Source organism: Amycolatopsis sp. WAC 04197 (assembly GCF_003947475.1).
GTDB classification, from domain to species: domain Bacteria; phylum Actinomycetota; class Actinomycetes; order Mycobacteriales; family Pseudonocardiaceae; genus Amycolatopsis; species Amycolatopsis japonica.
Genome location: NZ_QHJK01000003.1, coordinates 64,064 through 80,518 on the forward strand (window position 1 = coordinate 64,064; position 16,455 = coordinate 80,518).

Annotated in this window: 18 protein-coding genes; 13 read left to right on the plus strand and 5 right to left on the minus strand. The window is 68.3% G+C overall.

Annotation, left to right across the window (positions count from 1 at the left end; genetic code table 11):
* Positions 1–4 precede the first annotated feature (4 nt).
* On the minus strand, positions 5–1,453 hold the full coding sequence (locus DMC64_RS13370) for a DHA2 family efflux MFS transporter permease subunit (protein WP_125733757.1): 1,449 nt from the start codon (positions 1,451–1,453) through the stop codon (positions 5–7).
* Positions 1,454–1,752: 299 nt separating this feature from the next.
* Between DMC64_RS13370 and DMC64_RS13375 the strand changes: the two genes are divergently transcribed.
* Both DMC64_RS13375 and DMC64_RS13380 read left to right on the plus strand, forming a co-directional pair.
* Positions 1,753–2,526, plus strand: coding sequence for a maleylpyruvate isomerase N-terminal domain-containing protein (locus DMC64_RS13375; protein ID WP_125734259.1), 774 nt, complete (start codon positions 1,753–1,755; stop codon positions 2,524–2,526).
* A 21-nt stretch (positions 2,527–2,547) separates the two neighbouring features.
* The gene (locus DMC64_RS13380) at positions 2,548–3,042 is read left to right on the plus strand and encodes a MarR family winged helix-turn-helix transcriptional regulator (RefSeq protein WP_125733758.1); all 495 of its coding nucleotides are present in this window, start codon (positions 2,548–2,550) and stop codon (positions 3,040–3,042) included.
* Here the strand turns inward: DMC64_RS13380 and DMC64_RS13385 are convergent.
* Both DMC64_RS13385 and DMC64_RS13390 read right to left on the minus strand, forming a co-directional pair.
* Complete coding sequence (locus DMC64_RS13385; protein ID WP_125733759.1) at positions 3,039–3,638, minus strand: DUF6506 family protein; 600 nt, start codon at positions 3,636–3,638, stop codon at positions 3,039–3,041. The two genes, DMC64_RS13380 and DMC64_RS13385, sit on opposite strands and share 4 nt — an antisense overlap.
* 80 nt (positions 3,639–3,718) lie before the next feature.
* On the minus strand, positions 3,719–4,102 hold the full coding sequence (locus DMC64_RS13390) for a helix-turn-helix domain-containing protein (protein ID WP_037338572.1): 384 nt from the start codon (positions 4,100–4,102) through the stop codon (positions 3,719–3,721).
* A gap of 95 nt (positions 4,103–4,197) precedes the next feature.
* Between DMC64_RS13390 and DMC64_RS13395 the strand changes: the two genes are divergently transcribed.
* A complete protein-coding gene (locus DMC64_RS13395; protein WP_125733760.1) occupies positions 4,198–4,605 on the plus strand; it encodes a RidA family protein in 408 nt (135 codons plus the stop codon).
* Between the two features lie 3 nt (positions 4,606–4,608).
* Here the strand turns inward: DMC64_RS13395 and DMC64_RS13400 are convergent, their stop codons facing one another.
* On the minus strand, positions 4,609–5,088 hold the full coding sequence (locus DMC64_RS13400; RefSeq protein WP_125733761.1) for a cupin domain-containing protein: 480 nt from the start codon (positions 5,086–5,088) through the stop codon (positions 4,609–4,611).
* A 199-nt stretch (positions 5,089–5,287) separates the two neighbouring features.
* On the minus strand, positions 5,288–5,719 hold the full coding sequence (locus DMC64_RS13405; RefSeq protein WP_125733762.1) for a VOC family protein: 432 nt from the start codon (positions 5,717–5,719) through the stop codon (positions 5,288–5,290).
* A 102-nt stretch (positions 5,720–5,821) separates the two neighbouring features.
* Between DMC64_RS13405 and DMC64_RS13410 the strand changes: the two genes are divergently transcribed.
* The 10 genes from DMC64_RS13410 to menC all read left to right on the plus strand — a co-directional run bounded on the left by DMC64_RS13410 (position 5,822) and on the right by menC (position 16,408).
* Positions 5,822–6,478 carry a GntR family transcriptional regulator gene (locus DMC64_RS13410; RefSeq protein WP_037338566.1) on the plus strand — a complete coding sequence of 219 codons (657 nt, stop codon included), beginning with the start codon at positions 5,822–5,824 and terminating at the stop codon, positions 6,476–6,478.
* The gene (locus DMC64_RS13415) at positions 6,475–6,852 is read left to right on the plus strand and encodes a hypothetical protein (RefSeq protein WP_233629645.1); all 378 of its coding nucleotides are present in this window, start codon (positions 6,475–6,477) and stop codon (positions 6,850–6,852) included. The genes DMC64_RS13410 and DMC64_RS13415 overlap by 4 nt, the downstream gene beginning before the upstream one ends.
* 224 nt (positions 6,853–7,076) lie before the next feature.
* Positions 7,077–8,390 carry a sugar ABC transporter substrate-binding protein gene (locus tag DMC64_RS13420; protein ID WP_125733763.1) on the plus strand — a complete coding sequence of 438 codons (1,314 nt, stop codon included), beginning with the start codon at positions 7,077–7,079 and terminating at the stop codon, positions 8,388–8,390.
* Positions 8,390–9,346 (plus strand): carbohydrate ABC transporter permease, encoded by a 957-nt coding sequence (locus DMC64_RS13425; protein WP_125733764.1) that lies wholly within the window; start codon positions 8,390–8,392, stop codon positions 9,344–9,346. Before DMC64_RS13420 ends, DMC64_RS13425 begins: the two co-directional genes overlap by 1 nt.
* Positions 9,339–10,178 carry a carbohydrate ABC transporter permease gene (locus DMC64_RS13430; protein WP_125733765.1) on the plus strand — a complete coding sequence of 280 codons (840 nt, stop codon included), beginning with the start codon at positions 9,339–9,341 and terminating at the stop codon, positions 10,176–10,178. The genes DMC64_RS13425 and DMC64_RS13430 overlap by 8 nt, the downstream gene beginning before the upstream one ends.
* Positions 10,179–10,210: 32 nt before the next feature.
* Complete coding sequence (locus tag DMC64_RS13435; RefSeq protein ID WP_125733766.1) at positions 10,211–11,542, plus strand: GH1 family beta-glucosidase; 1,332 nt, start codon at positions 10,211–10,213, stop codon at positions 11,540–11,542.
* Between the two features lie 232 nt (positions 11,543–11,774).
* A complete protein-coding gene (locus DMC64_RS13440) occupies positions 11,775–13,250 on the plus strand; it encodes an amidohydrolase family protein (RefSeq protein WP_125733767.1) in 1,476 nt (491 codons plus the stop codon).
* Positions 13,247–14,389, plus strand: coding sequence for a M20 family metallopeptidase (locus DMC64_RS13445; RefSeq protein WP_199754972.1), 1,143 nt, complete (start codon positions 13,247–13,249; stop codon positions 14,387–14,389). The genes DMC64_RS13440 and DMC64_RS13445 overlap by 4 nt, the downstream gene beginning before the upstream one ends.
* A 31-nt stretch (positions 14,390–14,420) precedes the next feature.
* Positions 14,421–15,305: a GNAT family N-acetyltransferase gene (locus tag DMC64_RS13450; protein ID WP_125733768.1), complete on the plus strand. Its 885-nt coding sequence runs from the start codon at positions 14,421–14,423 to the stop codon at positions 15,303–15,305.
* Positions 15,302–16,408 carry an o-succinylbenzoate synthase gene (gene menC / locus DMC64_RS13455; protein ID WP_125733769.1) on the plus strand — a complete coding sequence of 369 codons (1,107 nt, stop codon included), beginning with the start codon at positions 15,302–15,304 and terminating at the stop codon, positions 16,406–16,408. The genes DMC64_RS13450 and menC overlap by 4 nt, the downstream gene beginning before the upstream one ends.
* The last annotated feature ends 47 nt before the right edge of the window (positions 16,409–16,455 follow it).

Consider the following 16,455-nt stretch of genomic DNA (forward strand, 5'->3'; position numbering starts at 1 on the left):
TGGATCAGTGGTGAGCGGCGGCCGGGTTGCCGCCGGCGCTCTTCTTGACGAACAGCGAACCGACGAACGCGGCCAGCCCGACGCAACCGGCGACCATGAACGTGGTGCGGATACCCGCCGAGTCGGGGCTGGCCGCCCCGGCCGTGGTCGTGCTCGCCGTGGCCACCGCGATGAACACGGCGGTGCCGAGCGCGCCGGCGAGCTGCTGCAGGGTCGCGAGGATCGCGCTGCCGTGTGAATAGAGGTGCTCGGGCAGCGACCCGAGCGACTCGGTCATCAGCGGGGTCATCATCAGGCCGAGCCCGCCCATGAGGAGGACGTGGATGGCGATGGCCGCGATGAGCGGTGATTCCGGGCCGAGCAGCGCGAACAGCCACAGCGAGACCGCCATCGCGGCCGCGCCGGGGATGACCAGGGGCCGGGGGCCGAAGCGGTCGTACAACGCGCCGACCGGGCGGCCGAGCAACCCGAGGACCAGACCGCCGGGGAGTACCGCGAGCCCGCTGACGAACGTGCTGGTGCGCAGGACGGTCTGCAGGTACAGCGGAAGCAGGATCGCCGCGGCGCCGAGCAGGCACATGAACAGCAGCGCCGTCAGCACCAGCGAGACGACGAAACTGCGGTGGGTGAACGGGCGCAGGTCCAGCAGCGCGCGATCTTCCTTCTGCAGGCGCAACTGGCGCCAGGTGAACACCGCGAGCGCCGCGGCCCCGACGACGATCGGCACCCACGGCGGCACCGGCTGGTGTCCACCCGCGGACTCGCCGGACACGGACAGGCCGTACAGCACGCCACCGAAACCGACGGCGGACAGGATCACCGACAGCACGTCCAGCGGAACCTTGCGGGTATCGCTCTCCAGTCGCAGCTGAAGCAGGCCGACCACCAGGGCGGCGAGCGCGAGCGGCAGCACGATCCAGAACATCCAGCGCCAGCCGAGCGAGGAGAGCACGGCCCCGCCGATGGTCGGGCCGATCGCCGGGGCGACCGCGATGACGATGGTGATCGTGCCCATCGTGGCGCCGCGTTTCTCGACCGGGACCAGGCGCATCACCGTGGTCATCAGCAGCGGCAGCATCACCGCGGTACCGCAGGCCTGGATGACCCGGCCGGTCAGCAGGAGCGCGAAGCCCGGGGCCAGCGCGCTGACCAGGGTGCCAGTGCTGAACAGGGTCAGCGAGGCGAGGAAGACCTGGCGCGGGGTGAACCGTTCGAGCAGGAACCCGGTGGTCGGGATGACGACCGCCATGGTCAGCAGGAAGCCGCTGGTCAGCCACTGGACGGTGGTGGTCGGGACCTTCAGGTCGACGGTCAGGTCACGCAGCGCGACGCTCAGGATGGTCTCGTTGAGGATCATCACGAACGCGGACAGGACCAGGACCCCGATCAGGAGCCCGGCTTTCGCCGGTGCCCGTTCCTGGTCTTGGGTGGTTTCGGGCAGGGTCTCGGTCATCAGTGAAGGGCTCCTGGAAGGGCGCGGGTCCGCGTGGGCCGCCTTCGACGACGGCAACGGTGACAGCGAAGGCGAGGGTGAATTCGTCCTTCAGTCTGCCTGTGCCGGTCCTTGCCTGTCACGTGAATTTCCGTAGTGAGTACGGTCACTGCCCTTTCGGGCGGCCTCGGACAGCACGTCGGCGGAACGGATTTTCGGTGGTGGCACGATAAAATCGGCCCGTGACCAGAGCGATCACGGCGGAACGATGGCATTCGGTGCGGCGAGCCTATCGGGTGACGGGCGCGCGATTCGCGGAAATGGTGGGCCGCGTCCGGGATCCGGCGGCGATGGTCACCGCGGAGTGGACGGTGGCCGAAACGGTCGCCCACGTCGCGATGATCGCGAAGATGTACACGGCGCTGGTCCGCCCGGACAGCGCCCCGGTACTGGACGCGCGCGGCCGGAGCCAGGTCGAAAAGACCACTGTGGACACGGTTTCCGTATTGAACGGCTTGGTGCTTCGGGACTTTCCCGAACGCGACCTCGGTGTGCTGGTGACCGGATTGCTGGCGGACATCGAAGAAGTACTGCGCGTGACCGAGGACGCCGACCCGGCGACGTTGCTGGACTGGCTCGGGGATTCGAAGGTGCCGCTGGCCGGTGTGCTCGCCCACCTGGTCAACGAACTGCAGATCCACGGCTGGGACATCGCCAGGGCGCTGAGGCTGCCGTGGACGATTTCGCCTGCCGACGCGGCTTTGTTCTTCGATCTCTTCCTGGTCGGTGTGCTGAGTCACGACATCGGGCATCTCCTCGACACCGACGAGCCGCCGCGAGAACGACGGATCGCCGTGGCGTTCCGGTCGGCCTACACGTCGCCGGTCGTGCTGGTGCTGCATCGGGGACGGGTGACGGTCGAGGAGCCCGGAGGCCCGGTCGACGCGCGGATCTCGTTCGATCCGCCGTCGCTGAACCTGATGCTGTTCCACCGGGTCGGCAAGGTGCGTTCCGCGCTGACGGGCAAGATCGTCATCGGCGGTCCGCGACCGTGGCTGCTCCCCGCTTTCCTGCGTGTCGTGCGTCTGCCCTGAGCGCACGGCTAGGCTTTCGCGGTGCCGAAGGATTCCATCGACCGCATGGTCGACGAGTGGGCCGCCAGCGACGGTGCGCTCGACGTCAGCGCCCTGCAGGTGGTCGGCCGGTTGTTCCGCACCGCCGGGCACGGCCAGGCTGCCGTCGTCGAGGCACTTCGGCCGTTCGGCCTGAGCTATGCCGACTTCGACGTCCTGAACACGCTCCGGCGGCGCGACGATCCCGGCGGGACGCATCCGCGGGATCTGGCGGAGACCGCGCTGATCACCTCCGGCGCGATGACCGCGCGGCTCGACCGGCTGGAGCGGAGTGGCCTGGTGAAACGCCACTCCGATCCCGAGGATCGCCGCGCGGTCCGGATCCGGCTCACCAAGGCCGGGACCGACCTCGCGGCGAAGGCACTGGACGCCGTCCTCGTCGCCGACGAAGACATCCTCTCGCCGCTCAGTCCCGCGCAACGGCGGACGCTGGCCGCGCTGCTGAAGAAGCTCCTCCTGCACGCCGAAACGGGCTAAGCGTTCTCCGTCTCGAACTCCGCCTTGTACGCGGCCGCGCGCTCGATCGAGTCGACCGGCCAGGCGACGAGGCTCACCGGCACCCGGTCGCCGACGGCCGCCGCGACGTCACGGGCGATGGTCAGTGAGGTGCCGCCGCAGATCTCGATCGCCTCGGTCCCGGCGTCGGCCAGTTCGCGGGCGATCCGGACCGCGGTGGGGGAGTCCGGCACTGAGACCACCGTCGTCCTGCCGCCGTTCGCGTGCTCGCGGACCAGGCGGTGCTTCGCCGGATCGGCGCTCGGATGCCCGACGAAGACGGTGGCGGAATCGCGGATCGGCCGCGGCGCCGGTGCCCCGTACCCCGCGACACCGACCGCGGCCCGGCCGTCGACGGCCTCGATGACCTGAGCGGCCGAGGCGAGGTCGAAACCGCGGTACAGCTCCATGAGCCGGGCGCCGTCGGCCACCGCCTCGGCCGCGACCTTCGCGGCGGCGGCGCCGTCCGGAACCCAGACGAGCAGGGCCTCCGCGTCGCCGAGGTCCTGCACCACCCGGTTGGTCCCGGGGTCGGAACCCGGTTCGAGAAAGAGGAACAGATCGATGTTCTCGCTCATCGTACCCATCCAGTTAGCTTGGCATTGAACTACTTGATACCAAGGTTAACCGGCCGGGCTCGCCACGTATTCCGGAAAGCTCAGGCGGGAGCGTCGAACCGGCGCCGCGAGTCCTCGATGTGGCCGAGGAACCGGTGGGTCCAGTCGCACATCCCGTCGACCGTCGCGCGCAGGCCGTGGCCCGCCTCGGTGAGGGTGTAGTCGACGCGCGGCGGCACCGTCGGATGCACGGTTCGCTCGAGCAGGCCGTTGCGCTCCAGCATGCGGAGGTTCTGGGTGAGCATCTTGTGGCTGATGCCCTCGATGTCGTCGCGCAACTCGGTGAACCGCCGCGTGCGGTCGCCGATCGTTTCGATGATCAGGAGCGCCCACTTGTTGGCGACGTCGGAGAAGATCTCGCGCGCCAATGAGTCCGCCCGCAGGAGATCGGCGTCGTCCGAACCGTCGAGCTGCTTGGTCACCATCAGGTTCCCCAGTCACGAAAAAGTGCGTTCTTCCAGGTCGTCGCACACTCTCCTACAGTTCCTGGGTAACCACAAGTGACCAATGAGGAGTACGGATGAGCATCACCCTGGTGAATCCCGCGGGGCTGCCGGAGATCCCCGCCTACCGGCAGGTGTCGATCGCGACCGGGTCGAAGCTGGTCTTCATCGCGGGGCAGGTCTCCTGGGACGCGGACGGGGCCCTTGTCGGCGAAGGCGACCTCGCCGCCCAGGTCGAGCAGTGCTACCTGAACATCGGTACCGCGCTCGCCGGGGCCGGCGCCACCTTCGACGACGTCGCGAAGGTGACCGTCTACGTCGTCGACTGGACGCCGGACAAACTCACACTGTTCCTCGAAGGCGTGGACCGGGCCTCCGCGAAACTGGGCGGTACCCCGGTCCCGCCGGGAACGCTGATCGGTGTCGCGGCACTCGACGTGCCCGAGCACCTCGTCGAGGTCGAGGCGACCGCGGTCATCGACTGACGCTCACTGACCGCGTGCGGCACGCCAGATGGGGCTGTCGACGTAATGGTTGTCGTACTGCTTCGAAGACGCGGCGATCTCCGAGGGGTCCGCTTCGCCGCGCGCGACCCGGTCGAGGAGGCGGTAGTAGTCGAAGCGGGCCATGCCCGGTGTGAAGGTGACCAGGACGTCCGCGTCCGATCCGGCGGCGGGCCCGAACGCGTGCGGCACCTGGGGCGGCACGGCCAGGAAGTCGCCCTTTTCAAGGGTGTGCAGGGTTTCCTCGACGAGGACCTGGAGTTTCCCTTCGAGCACGAAGAAGAACTCGGTCGCGCGGGTGTGGAAGTGGGCCGGAGTGCCGAAGACGCCGTCCTTCAGGGTCGCGCGGTTCGCGGTGAAGCCCCCGTCGGTGGTGTCCGAGTCGGCCAGCAGCGTGATCTCGCTGCCCGGCGCGTCGCTGACGATCTCGGCGTCGGTGGCCCGGAGGAGAATGGGGTCGAACATGGTGGCGGCTCCTTGGTTCTGCGTGTTCAGCAGGCTCGCTGACAGGACCAAGCCTCCCCCGGGGGCGGAAGGTGATCAACGCGGAAAGCCGCACTGATCGATAATGCGGAGGTTATCGGTGTGGTTGGCTGTCCGTGAAGGCCTCCTTGAGGGACTCTGGGTCCCTCAAGGAGGCCTTCACGGACTTGCGCCCCCTCGATCAGGCGGCGAAGACCTGCGAGTCGTCGGCGAAAGCCTTGAACTCCAGCGCGTTGCCCGCCGGGTCCAGCAGGAACATCGTCCACTGCTCACCGGTCTGGCCCTCGAAGCGGACGTAGGGCTCGATGACGAACGAAGTGTTAGCGGCGCGCAGCCGGTCCGCGAGCTTCTGGAACTCCGGAACCGTCAAGATCAGCCCGAAGTGGGGGACGGGCACGTCGTGGCCGTCGACCGGGTTGTGGATCCGCTGCGGCCGTTCCGGGGCGAGGTGCGTGACGAACTGGTGGCCGTGGAGGTTCCAGTCGATCCAGGTGTCGGAGCTGCGGCCCTGTTCGAGGCCGAGGACTTCGCCGTAGAAGGTGCGCGCGGCGGCCAGATCGTCGACGGGCATGGCGAGGTGGAAGCGCGGGATGGGGGAGTCGAGGACGGTCATTCCGGGGGATCCTTTCCGGCGGGGCGAGCACTTGTCGCAATGTTAACATTAGGACAAAGTGCGGGGTCGCTACGATCGGGCGGTTCCGGCGGAAGGATGAGGATGAGCGAACCCGGCAGGGTGGTGCCGGCGCGTCGTCGCGGGCTGGCGGACGAGGTGGCCGACAGGGTCAGGGACGCCATCTTCGGCGGCGCCTATCCGCCCGGCGCGCAGCTGCGCGAGGTCGAGCTTTCGGAAGCGCTGGGTGTCAGCCGTGGTCCCGTGCGGGAGGCGCTGCTGAAACTGGAGCGCGAGGGCTTGGTCCGCAGTGAATGGCATCGCGGCGCGATCGTCACGACGCTGTCCGATGTGGACGTCGCGGAGCTCGACAGCCTGCGCTCGGCCCTGGAACAGCTCGCCGTCCGGCTGGTGGTCGCGAACGCGCCCGAGGCGGACCTGGCCGCGATCGACGAGGTCGTCGACCGGATGGACCGGGCGCGCGACGAGCACGAGATGGTCCGCTGCGACATCGACTTCCACGACGCGGTCTACGCCGCGTCCGGCCATCGGCGGCTCGTCGAGGCGTGGCAGGCGATCCGCTCCCAGGTGTACCTGTTCCTGCTGACGCGGATCGGAGTGAGCTCCGACGGCTACCTCGCGAGCATCCCGGCCGAGCATCGACGGCTGGCGTCCGCGCTTCGTGCCCGCGATGGCGAGAAGGCGCTCGAACTCTTCGCTGTCCACCGCGGCGAGGCCTTTGCTGTGTTGACCGGTAAGTGACCGTGCTCAATATCCGGTTCAACGACTTGGCCGCCGCCGCACTCGACCAGACGGATGCGATACCGCCTGACCGGCTGGCGCCGGGGCTGCGGGAGATGATCGCCGACGGGGTCGTTCTGACCGGCGAAGTGCTCACTCTCGGCGGGATTCCCGGCTGGGCCGGACGGCCGCCGGGAAGGCAGGCCGATCTGACCGGCTGGGAGTGCTTCGTCAGCAGCTTCCATCTCGAAGACCATCTGCCGATCGACGTGGGAAGCCTGCCCGAAGGCGAACCGGTGATCTCCGAAGCGGATCAGGCCCTGATGCTGCGTCACGGCCTCGGGTTCGCGCTCGAGATCGCCAAGGCGGCGCCGGTCGGGGGAGTCCTGGCTTGACAGCGACCTGGACGCCTATCGTGCGGAGAAGGTGATCACCGTCGATCGCGGTCCCGCGACCCTGGGCGGAACCCCCTGGTGACCGATACGGTGCCGAGGCGGACGAAAAGGCACCTTGGGTCTTGACGGCAAGGTGGGCCACGGCTTAACTCAAGCCCTGAAATAAGGCGTGTCCCGGGTCACAGGCCCGGACGCGGCTTGGCCACTCACCCCGAGGACCATCGATGCGAATCGGAAAGATCGCTCCCGCGCTCGTCCTGGCGCTGGCGGCCGCCGCCACGACGGCGTGCGGCGGCGGCGACACGTCGTCCAGTGCTCCCAAGGAGCTCGTGTACTGGGCGTCCAACCAGGGCACCAGTCTCGACAACGACAAGGCCGTCCTGCAGCCCGAACTCGACAAGTTCGAGAAGGCCTCCGGGATCAAGGTCAAGCTCGAGGTCGTCCCGTGGACGGATCTGCTCAACCGGATCCTCGCGGCCACCACGTCCGGCAAGGGGCCGGACGTGCTCAACATCGGCAACACCTGGTCGGCCTCGTTGCAGGCGACCGGGGCGTTCCTGCCGTTCGACGACGCCGCGCTGGAGAAGGTCGGCGGGAAGTCGCGGTTCCTCGGCCCCTCGCTGGCGGCCACCGGGGCGAGCGGACAGCCGCCGGTCGGCGTACCGCTCTACGGCCAGGCATACGGCCTGTACTACAACAAGAAACTCTTCGCCGAGGCCGGCATCACCAAGCCGCCGGCCACCTGGGAAGAGCTCGTCGAGGACGGCAAGAAGCTCACCAAACCCGACAAGGGTCAGTGGGGGCTGTCGCTGCAAGCCGGTCAGGTCACGGAGAACAGCCACCACGCCGCCATCCTCGGCGCTCAGCAGGGCGCACAGTTCTTCACCGCCGAGGGCAAACCGCAGCTCGCGTCGGATCCCTCTGTCGCGGCCGTGCGGCAGTTCGTCGACCTGATGCAGAAGGACAAGATCGTCAACCCGGCCAACGCCGAGTACGCCGACACCGCCAAATCCCTCAAGGACCTGTCCGACGGCAAGGCCGCGATGTTCATGAACCAGGCTTCCGCGGGGTCGTTCAAGAACATCGGGATGGACATGGCGAACCTCGGTGTCGCACCGATCCCGTTGCCCGCCACCGCGCCGCCGAACGGGCGGAAGGTGACCAGTTTCGTCGCGGGCATCAACATGTCGGTCTTCAAGAACACCAAGAACCCCGACGCCGCCCTGGATTTCGTCAAGTTCATGGTTTCCGCGCCGGAGCAGGCGCTGCTCAACAAGACCTACGGTTCGCTGCCGACCGTCCAGGACGCGTACAGCGACGCGGCGTTCCAGACCGAAGACGTCAAGGTGTTCCAGAACGTGCTCGCGAATTCGGCCGAGCCGATGCCGCAGGTTCCGCAGGAATCGCAGTTCGAGACCCTGATCGGCACCGCGATGAAGGGGATGTTCGCCGACGTCGCGGCGGGCAAGCCGGTCGACGAGGCCAAGATCCGCGACCAGCTGAACCAGGCGGACCAGCAGATCGCGGCCGGTGGTTGATGCCGACCGCGCTCGACGACGCCCCGGCCGTGAAGGCGGCCGGGGCGCCCGGACCCCAGGGTGTCCGGCGTAAGCGGCGCCGGGTCGCGCTGCCGTATCTGCTCCTGCTTCCGGCGATCCTGCTCGAACTGCTCGTCCACCTGATCCCCATGGTCGCCGGGCTCGTGATGAGCTTCTTCAAGCTCACGCAGTTCTCCATCCGGGACTTCTCGTCGGCCCCGGCGGCGGGGCTGGACAACTACAAGTTCGTCCTGGACTTCAACGCGGCGGCGGGGAAGTCGCTGCTCGGCTCGTTCTGGATCAGCATCCTCTACACCGTCCTTTCGGTCGGGTTCTGCTGGCTCTTCGGGACGTCGGCGGCCGTGCTGATGCAGAAGAACTTCCGCGGGCGCGGCCTGCTGCGGACGCTGTTCCTGGTGCCGTACGCGCTGCCGATGTACGCCGCGGTGATCACCTGGTCGTTCATGTTCCAGAAGGACACCGGCCTGGTGAACGACCTGCTGGGCACCGATTCCTTCTGGCTCATCGGGGACAACAGCTTCTGGTCGCTGGTGGTCGTCTCGGTGTGGCGCAACTGGCCGTTCGCGTTCCTGATCGTGATGGCCGGGCTCCAGAACATCCCCGGAGAACTGTACGAGGCGGCCGCCATCGACGGCGCGAGCTGGTGGCGCCAATTCCGGTCGATCACCCAGCCGATGCTGCGCCCGGTCAACCAGGTCCTGCTGCTGGTGCTGTTCCTGTGGACGTTCAACGATTTCAACACGCCGTATGTCCTTTTCGGAGCTTCCGCGCCGAAGGAGGCGTCGCTGATCTCGATCCACATCTACCAGAGCTCGTTCGTGACCTGGAACTTCGGCCTCGGCTCGGCGATGTCGGTGCTTCTGCTGCTGTTCCTGCTGATCGTCAGCACCGTCTACTTGGGACTGACCGCGCGCAGGAGGAACGCCGTTGTCTGAGCCTCGCTGGGTCTCGTGGGCCCGCCGATTCGTCCTTGGTTTCCTCGCCCTGTTCACCCTGATTCCGCTGTACGCGATGGTCTCGTCGTCACTGAAGCCGCTCGGGGACGTGCAGGGCACCTGGGAATGGATCCCGACGACGCTGACCATCCAGCCGTTCATTGACATCTGGGAGACCATCCCACTCGCCGACTACTTCGTGAACAGCCTGGTGATCTCCGGTTCGGCGGCGATCCTCTCGGTGGTGATCGCGATCTTCGCGGCGTACGCGCTGAGCAGGTTCCGCTTCCGTGGCAAGAACTTCTTCAAGATGACCGTGCTGTCCACGCAGATGTTCCCCGGGATCCTGTTCCTGCTGCCGCTGTTCCTGATCTTCGTCAACATCGGCAACACCACCGGTATCGTCCTGTACGGCTCCCGGCTCGGGCTGATCATCACGTATCTGACCTTCTCGCTGCCGTTCGCCATCTGGATGCTCGCCGGCTACATCGACTCGATCCCCAAGGAACTCGACGAGGCCGCGATGGTCGACGGCACCGGGCCGTTCGGCGCGCTGATCCGCGTGGTGGTCCCGGCGGCCATGCCGGGCATCGTCGCGGTGGGGATCTACTCGTTCATGACGGCCTGGGGCGAGGTCCTGTTCGCGTCGGTGATGACCGACTCGGGCACGCGGACCCTCGCCGTCGGTCTCCAGGAGTACTCCACCCAGGTCCAGGTGTACTGGAACCAGGTCATGGCCGCGTCTCTGATCGTCTCCGTCCCGGTCGTCGCCGGATTCCTTCTGCTCCAGCGTTATCTCGTCGCCGGGCTCACCGCCGGTGCCGTGAAATGACCCGCCCGTCGTTCCGTACAGAGAGGTCCGCCTTGAATCTGCACCTGCCCGCCGATTTCCTGTGGGGTGCGGCCACCGCCGCGTACCAGGTGGAAGGCGCCGTCGACGCCGACGGCCGCCTCCCGTCCATCTGGGACGACTTCGTCCGGGTCCCCGGTGCCGTCCTGAACGGCGACACCGCCGAGGTCGCGTGCGACCACTACCGGCGCTGGCCGGAGGATCTCGCCATCATGAAGCAGTTGGGCCTTGACGCCTACCGCTTCTCCGTCGCTTGGCCGCGGGTGATCCCGACCGGTCGCGGCACGGTCAACGCTGCGGGCCTCGACTTCTACGACCGGCTGGTCGACGCGTTGCTCGAAGCCGGGATCCGGCCGTTCGCCACGTTGTTCCACTGGGACCTGCCCTCGGCGCTGAAGGGCGGCTGGCCGGAGCGCGACACGGCCTACGCGTACGCCGATTACGCCGCCGTCGTCGCGGCTCGGCTGGGAGACCGGGTCGCGGACTGGAACACCGTGAACGAGCCGCTGTGCTCAGCCTGGCTCGGCTACCTCGAAGGCCGATTCGCCCCTGGCGTCAAAGATCTCAAGCAGGCCATCGACGCGTCGCATCATCTCCTGCTCGCGCACGGCCTCGGCGTACAGGCGATCACCGCCAATGCCGCGAAGCCCGCCAACATCGGCCTGGTGGTCAACCTCAGCGGGATCGAACCCGCGTCGGACTCCACCGCGGACGTCGAGGCGGCGAAGCGGATGGACGGGCACGTCAACCGCTGGTGGCTCGACCCGTCGAACGGCCGCGGCTACCCGGCGGACATGATCGAGGTCTACGGCGTCGAACCGCCCGTGGTCGGCAATGACCTCGAAGTGATCTCGACGCCGGTCGGCTTCCACGGGCTGAACTACTACTTCCGGCAGATCGTCGAGGACGACCCGGACGGTCCCGCACCTCGTGCCCGGCAGGTGCCGGTCGAGGGCGCGGCGACCACGGCGATGGGCTGGGAGATCCACGGACAGGGGCTCGCGGACCTGATCCACCGGCTCGCCAACGAGTACGGCGCCCGCGCCATCTACGTCACCGAGAGCGGAGCGGCCTTCGACGACAAGGTCGCCGAGGACGGTTCGATCCACGACGCCGACCGCATCGCCTACCTGGAAGAACATCTGGGCGCGGTGGCCGGGGCCGCCGAAGCGGGGGCGCCGGTGAAGGGTTACTTCGCCTGGTCGCTGCTCGACAACTTCGAATGGGACAGCGGGCTGAGCAAACGGTTCGGGCTCGTGCGGGTCGATTACGACACGCAGGTCCGCACGGTCAAGGCGAGCGGGCACCGGTACGCGGAGATCATCGCGGAACACCGTCGCCGCTGAGGGGTCCCGGTATGTCATGAAAGGGCCGTTCAGGACATGTTTCGTCCTGAACGGCCCTTTCATGACACCCGACCCGGCCGGGTTCGCGGCATGGCCACCGTCGGGACTGAGCCGGCAAGCGGTTCGTGCGGGCGGATGGACCGAGGGGGCCGGATTCGTCGCGCGGTACGAACGGACGTCCGCCGAAACCTCCTAGGGTCGCCATGAACGAGGCGATCCTAGGAGGCGAAGTATGCGGACACTCTTGCGTGGCGGTCGTGTCGTCGATCCCGCGACGGGCTTCGACGGTACGGCCGACGTGCTGGTATCCGACGGGGTGGTCACCGCCGTCGGGGAGGGTTTGACCGCGGAGCAGGGCGACGTGGAGATCGACGTCCGCGGGCTCGTCGTCGGACCGGGTTTCATCGACCTGCACAGCCACGTGCACACCATCGCGGGCCAGCGGCTGCAGGCGATGGACGGGGTGACGACCGCACTCGACCTCGAAGCCGGGCTGATGCCGATCGAGCGAGCGTATGCCGAGGCGGCCGCGGCGGGACGGCCACTGCACTACGGGTTCTCCGCCTCCTGGGGAGCCGCGCGAGCGCAGGTGCTCGCCGGGATCGAGCCGGACGCGAATATCGACAGCGGTTTGGCGGTCCTCGGAAACCCTGTCTGGCAAAGGACGTCGTCGCCCAAGGAACTCGCCGCGTGGCTGTCCCTTGTGGACGGTGAGCTGGCCGCGGGCGCGCTCGGCGTCGGCGTGCTCCTCGGCTACGCTCCCGACACCGACCCCGGCGAGTTCCTCGCGTTGGCCCGGCTGGCCAAGGAGGCCGGGGCGCCGACCTACACCCACGTCCGTGAACTGGTCGAGGTGAATCCGGAGACGCCCATCGACGGCTCGGCGGAGATCGCGATCGTCGCGGCCGAGACCGGCGCGGCGATGCACCACTGCCACGTGAACAGCACCTCCGGTCACCAGATCGAGCGAGTGCTCGCGGCGCTCGAAGCCGGGCGCGCGGCCGGGTCGCGGGTGACCGTCGAGGCTTATCCGTACGGGGCGGGCAGCACGGGGATCGGCGCGGCGTTCCTCTCACCCGAACGCCTGAAGATGAAGGGCCTGTCCCCGTCCAGTGTGATCATGCTGGAGTCGGGGGAGCGGATCGCCGACGAAGGCCGCCTGCTCCAGGTGCGTGCCGAGGATCCCGGCGCGCCGTGCATCCTGGAATTCCTCGACGAGAGCAGCCCGCACGATCTCGGGCTGCTGCACCAGGCGCTCGCGTTCCCGGACGCCATCGTCGCCAGTGACGCGCTGCCCGTGTACTGGAAGAACGGCACGAGCGAGAGCACCGAATGGCCGCTGCCGCCCGGCGGTGCGACGCATCCGCGCACGGCGGGGACCTACGCCAAGACGTTGCGGCTCATGGTGCGGGAGAGCAAGGCCTGGACGTGGCTGGAGGCGTTCCGGCGCTGCTCCTACCTGCCGGCGCGCGTACTCGACGAGGTCGCTCCCGGCGCGCTGGCGAAGGGACGGCTGAACGTCGGGGCCGACGCCGACATCGTCGTCCTCGACCCGGAAACCATCACCGACGCGGCGACCTACTTCGACTCGACCAGGCCGTCGGTCGGCGTCCGGCACCTGTTCGTCTCGGGGGTCCCGGTCGTCACCGACGGGAATCTGCGCACGGACGCGTTCCCCGGGAAGCCGTTGCGGGGTGAGCCTCGATGAGCGACCTGCTGGCCGACATCGAGACGCTCGTGCGCTGCGAGTCGCCGTCGTCGGATCACGAGGCGGTGGCCCGCAGCGCCGAGGTGGTGGCCGAGGTCGGACTGAGGCTGCTCGGCGCCGAACCCGAGCGGATCGTCGTGGACGGGGTCACCCATCTCCGCTGGCGATTCGGCGACGGCCCGCCCCGGGTGCTGCTGCTCGGTCACCACGACACGGTGTGGCCCCACGGTTCGCTGGAGACGCATCCGTTCTCGGTGCGGGACGGGGTGTTACGCGGCCCCGGTTGCTTCGACATGAAGGCGGGCGTCGTGATGGCGCTGCACGCCGCGGCGACCGTCCCCGACCGCGACGGATTGTCCATTTTGGTCACCGGTGACGAGGAGATCGGTTCGCCATCATCCCGTGCGCTGATCGAGGAGACCGCGGCGGGCTGTGACGCGGCGTTCGTGCTGGAGGCTTCGGCCGACGGCGGTGCGCTGAAATGCCGCCGCAAAGGCGTTTCCCACTACCGGGTCGAGGTCGTCGGCCGTGCCGCGCACGCCGGGCTCGAACCGGAGAAGGGCGTCAACGCGGGAATCGAGATCTCCCACCAGATCCTCGCGGTGGCCGCGCTCGCCGATCCCGTGGCCGGGACGAGCGTGACACCCACCGTCGTCTCGGCGGGAACGACCGTCAACACCGTGCCCGCCGCCGCGAGTGTGGCCGTCGACGTCCGCGTATGGGACGAGGCCGAGCAACTCCGCGTCGACCGGGCCATGCGGGCACTCCCTCCGGTGCTGGAAGGAGCCGAGGTCCGGGTGACCGGCGGGATCAACCGGCCGCCGCTCGAAGCGGGCTCGTCGGCCGGATTGTTCGCGCTGGCCCAGGACCTGGCGGGCGAACTCGGCCTCGGAGAACTGACCTCGGCGTCGGTCGGTGGCGCCTCGGACGGCAATTACACCGCGGGTATCGGGATTCCCACGCTGGACGGTCTGGGTGCCGTCGGGGGCGGCGCGCACGCGGATCACGAACACGTCGTCGTCGCGGAACTGCCGCGCCGCACCGCTTTGCTGGCCGCGCTCGTGGAGAACGTGCTCGCGAAACGGGATCCGTCCGGTGCGACGAATCGCGCGGGCGAATCTGGTACGGCACGACGGTGACTCGGCCGTCGTGCGGGGAAAGGATTGTCCCGTGACGAATCTTGCGACGAACGCGGAAAGCCTCGCGTCGGCGGAGGTGCGCGACGAAGCCGTCGCCGCCGCGCGGGCCGCGGCCGCGGCTTCGGGCGTCGAAATCCGCGAACTCACCGAAATCACCGAGCTTGCCGCGGTGGTCGGCCTGTTCGAGTCCATCTGGCGATCGGCACCCGGCGCGCGGCCGGTGAGCACGGAACTGCTCCGCGCGATGTCCAGCGCGGGGAACTACGTCGCGGGCGCCTTCGAGAACGGTGAACTGCTGGGGGCCTGTTTCGGATTCTTCGGGAGTCCCGGAAAGGCGAGCCTGCACAGCCACATCGCCGGTGTCGCCAAGGCGGGGGCAGGCCGTGGGATCGGGCACGCGCTCAAACTGCACCAGCGCGGGTGGGCGCTGCTCCAGGACGTCTCGGTGATCACCTGGACCTTCGACCCGCTGGTGCGCCGCAACGCCTATTTCAACCTGGGGAAACTCGGCGCGCGTCCGATCGGCTACCTGCCCGATTTCTACGGTCCGATGGAGGACAGCATCAACGGCTCGGGCGACACCGACCGGCTGATGGTCGGGTGGGATCTCAAAAGCCCGGAGGTCCGTGCCGCCGCCTTCGGAGAACCCGTCCTCATCGACGCGGAGGCGCTGGGTGCGGTGAAGGCACTCACGGTCGATTCCGACAGCGGTCCGAGCATCGGCTCGGCCGACGCGCCGACCGTGCTGGTCGCCGTCCCGCCCGACATCGAGCGGTTGCGCCGCACCGACCCCGGTCGCGGCACCGCGTGGCGCGCCGCCCTGCGTGAAGTCCTCGGTGGACTGATGGCGGACAACGCCCAGGTCACCGGTTTCGATCGTGCCGGCTGGTACGTGATCTCGAAGGAGCAGTCGTGAAACTCAGCGGTGTGGAACTGCGCCGGATCCGGATGCCGCTCGTGGCCCCGTTCCGGACGTCGTTCGGAACGCAGTCCGAACGGGAACTGCTGCTCGTCCGCGCGGTGACCCCGGCGGGTGAGGGCTGGGGTGAATGCGTCGCGATGGATGCGCCGCTCTACTCGTCGGAGTACAACGACGCCGCCGAGCATGTGCTGCGCACCCATCTGATCCCCGCCCTGCTGGCCGCGGAGGACGTGACCGCGTACAAGGTGACGCCGTTGCTGGCGAAGTTCAAAGGGCACCGGATGGCGAAGGGGGCGCTGGAGATGGCGGTCCTCGACGCCGAACTCCGCGCTCACGAACGGTCCTTCGCGGCCGAGCTCGGGTCCACACGCGACTCCGTGGCCTGCGGGGTCTCGGTCGGGATCATGGACTCGATCCCGCAGTTGCTGGACGTCGTCGGCGGTTACCTCGACGAGGGCTATGTCCGGATCAAACTGAAGATCGAGCCGGGCTGGGACATCGAGCCGGTCCGTCAGGTACGTGAGCGCTTCGGTGACGACGTGCTGCTCCAGGTCGACGCGAACACCGCGTACACCCTGGGCGACGCGCCCCTGCTGTCGCGGCTCGACCCGTTCGGGCTGCTGCTGATCGAGCAGCCGCTCGAAGAGGAGGACGTGCTCGGCCACGCCGAACTGGCCAAGCGGATCCGGACGCCGATCTGCCTCGACGAGTCGATCGTCTCGGCCAAGGCCGCCGCGGACGCGATCAAGCTGGGCGCGTGCCAGATCGTCAACATCAAACCGGGCCGCGTCGGCGGCTACCTCGAAGCACGTCGGGTGCACGACGTCTGCGCGGCGCACGGCGTGGCGGTGTGGTGCGGCGGGATGATCGAGACCGGACTCGGCCGCGCGGCCAACGTCGCGCTGGCCTCGCTGCCAGGTTTCACGCTGCCGGGTGACACCTCGGCCTCTGGCCGGTTCTACCGCACCGACATCACCGAGCCGTTCGTGCTGGACGCCGGGCAGTTGCCGGTGCCGACGGGGCCGGGGCTCGGCGTGACTCCGATTCCCGCCATCCTGGACGAGGTCACCACGGAGAAAACGTGGATCGGTTCGTAGCGCGCCACGAAATCCGGGGTTAGATTTGGTCGGATCGGACCAGTCGG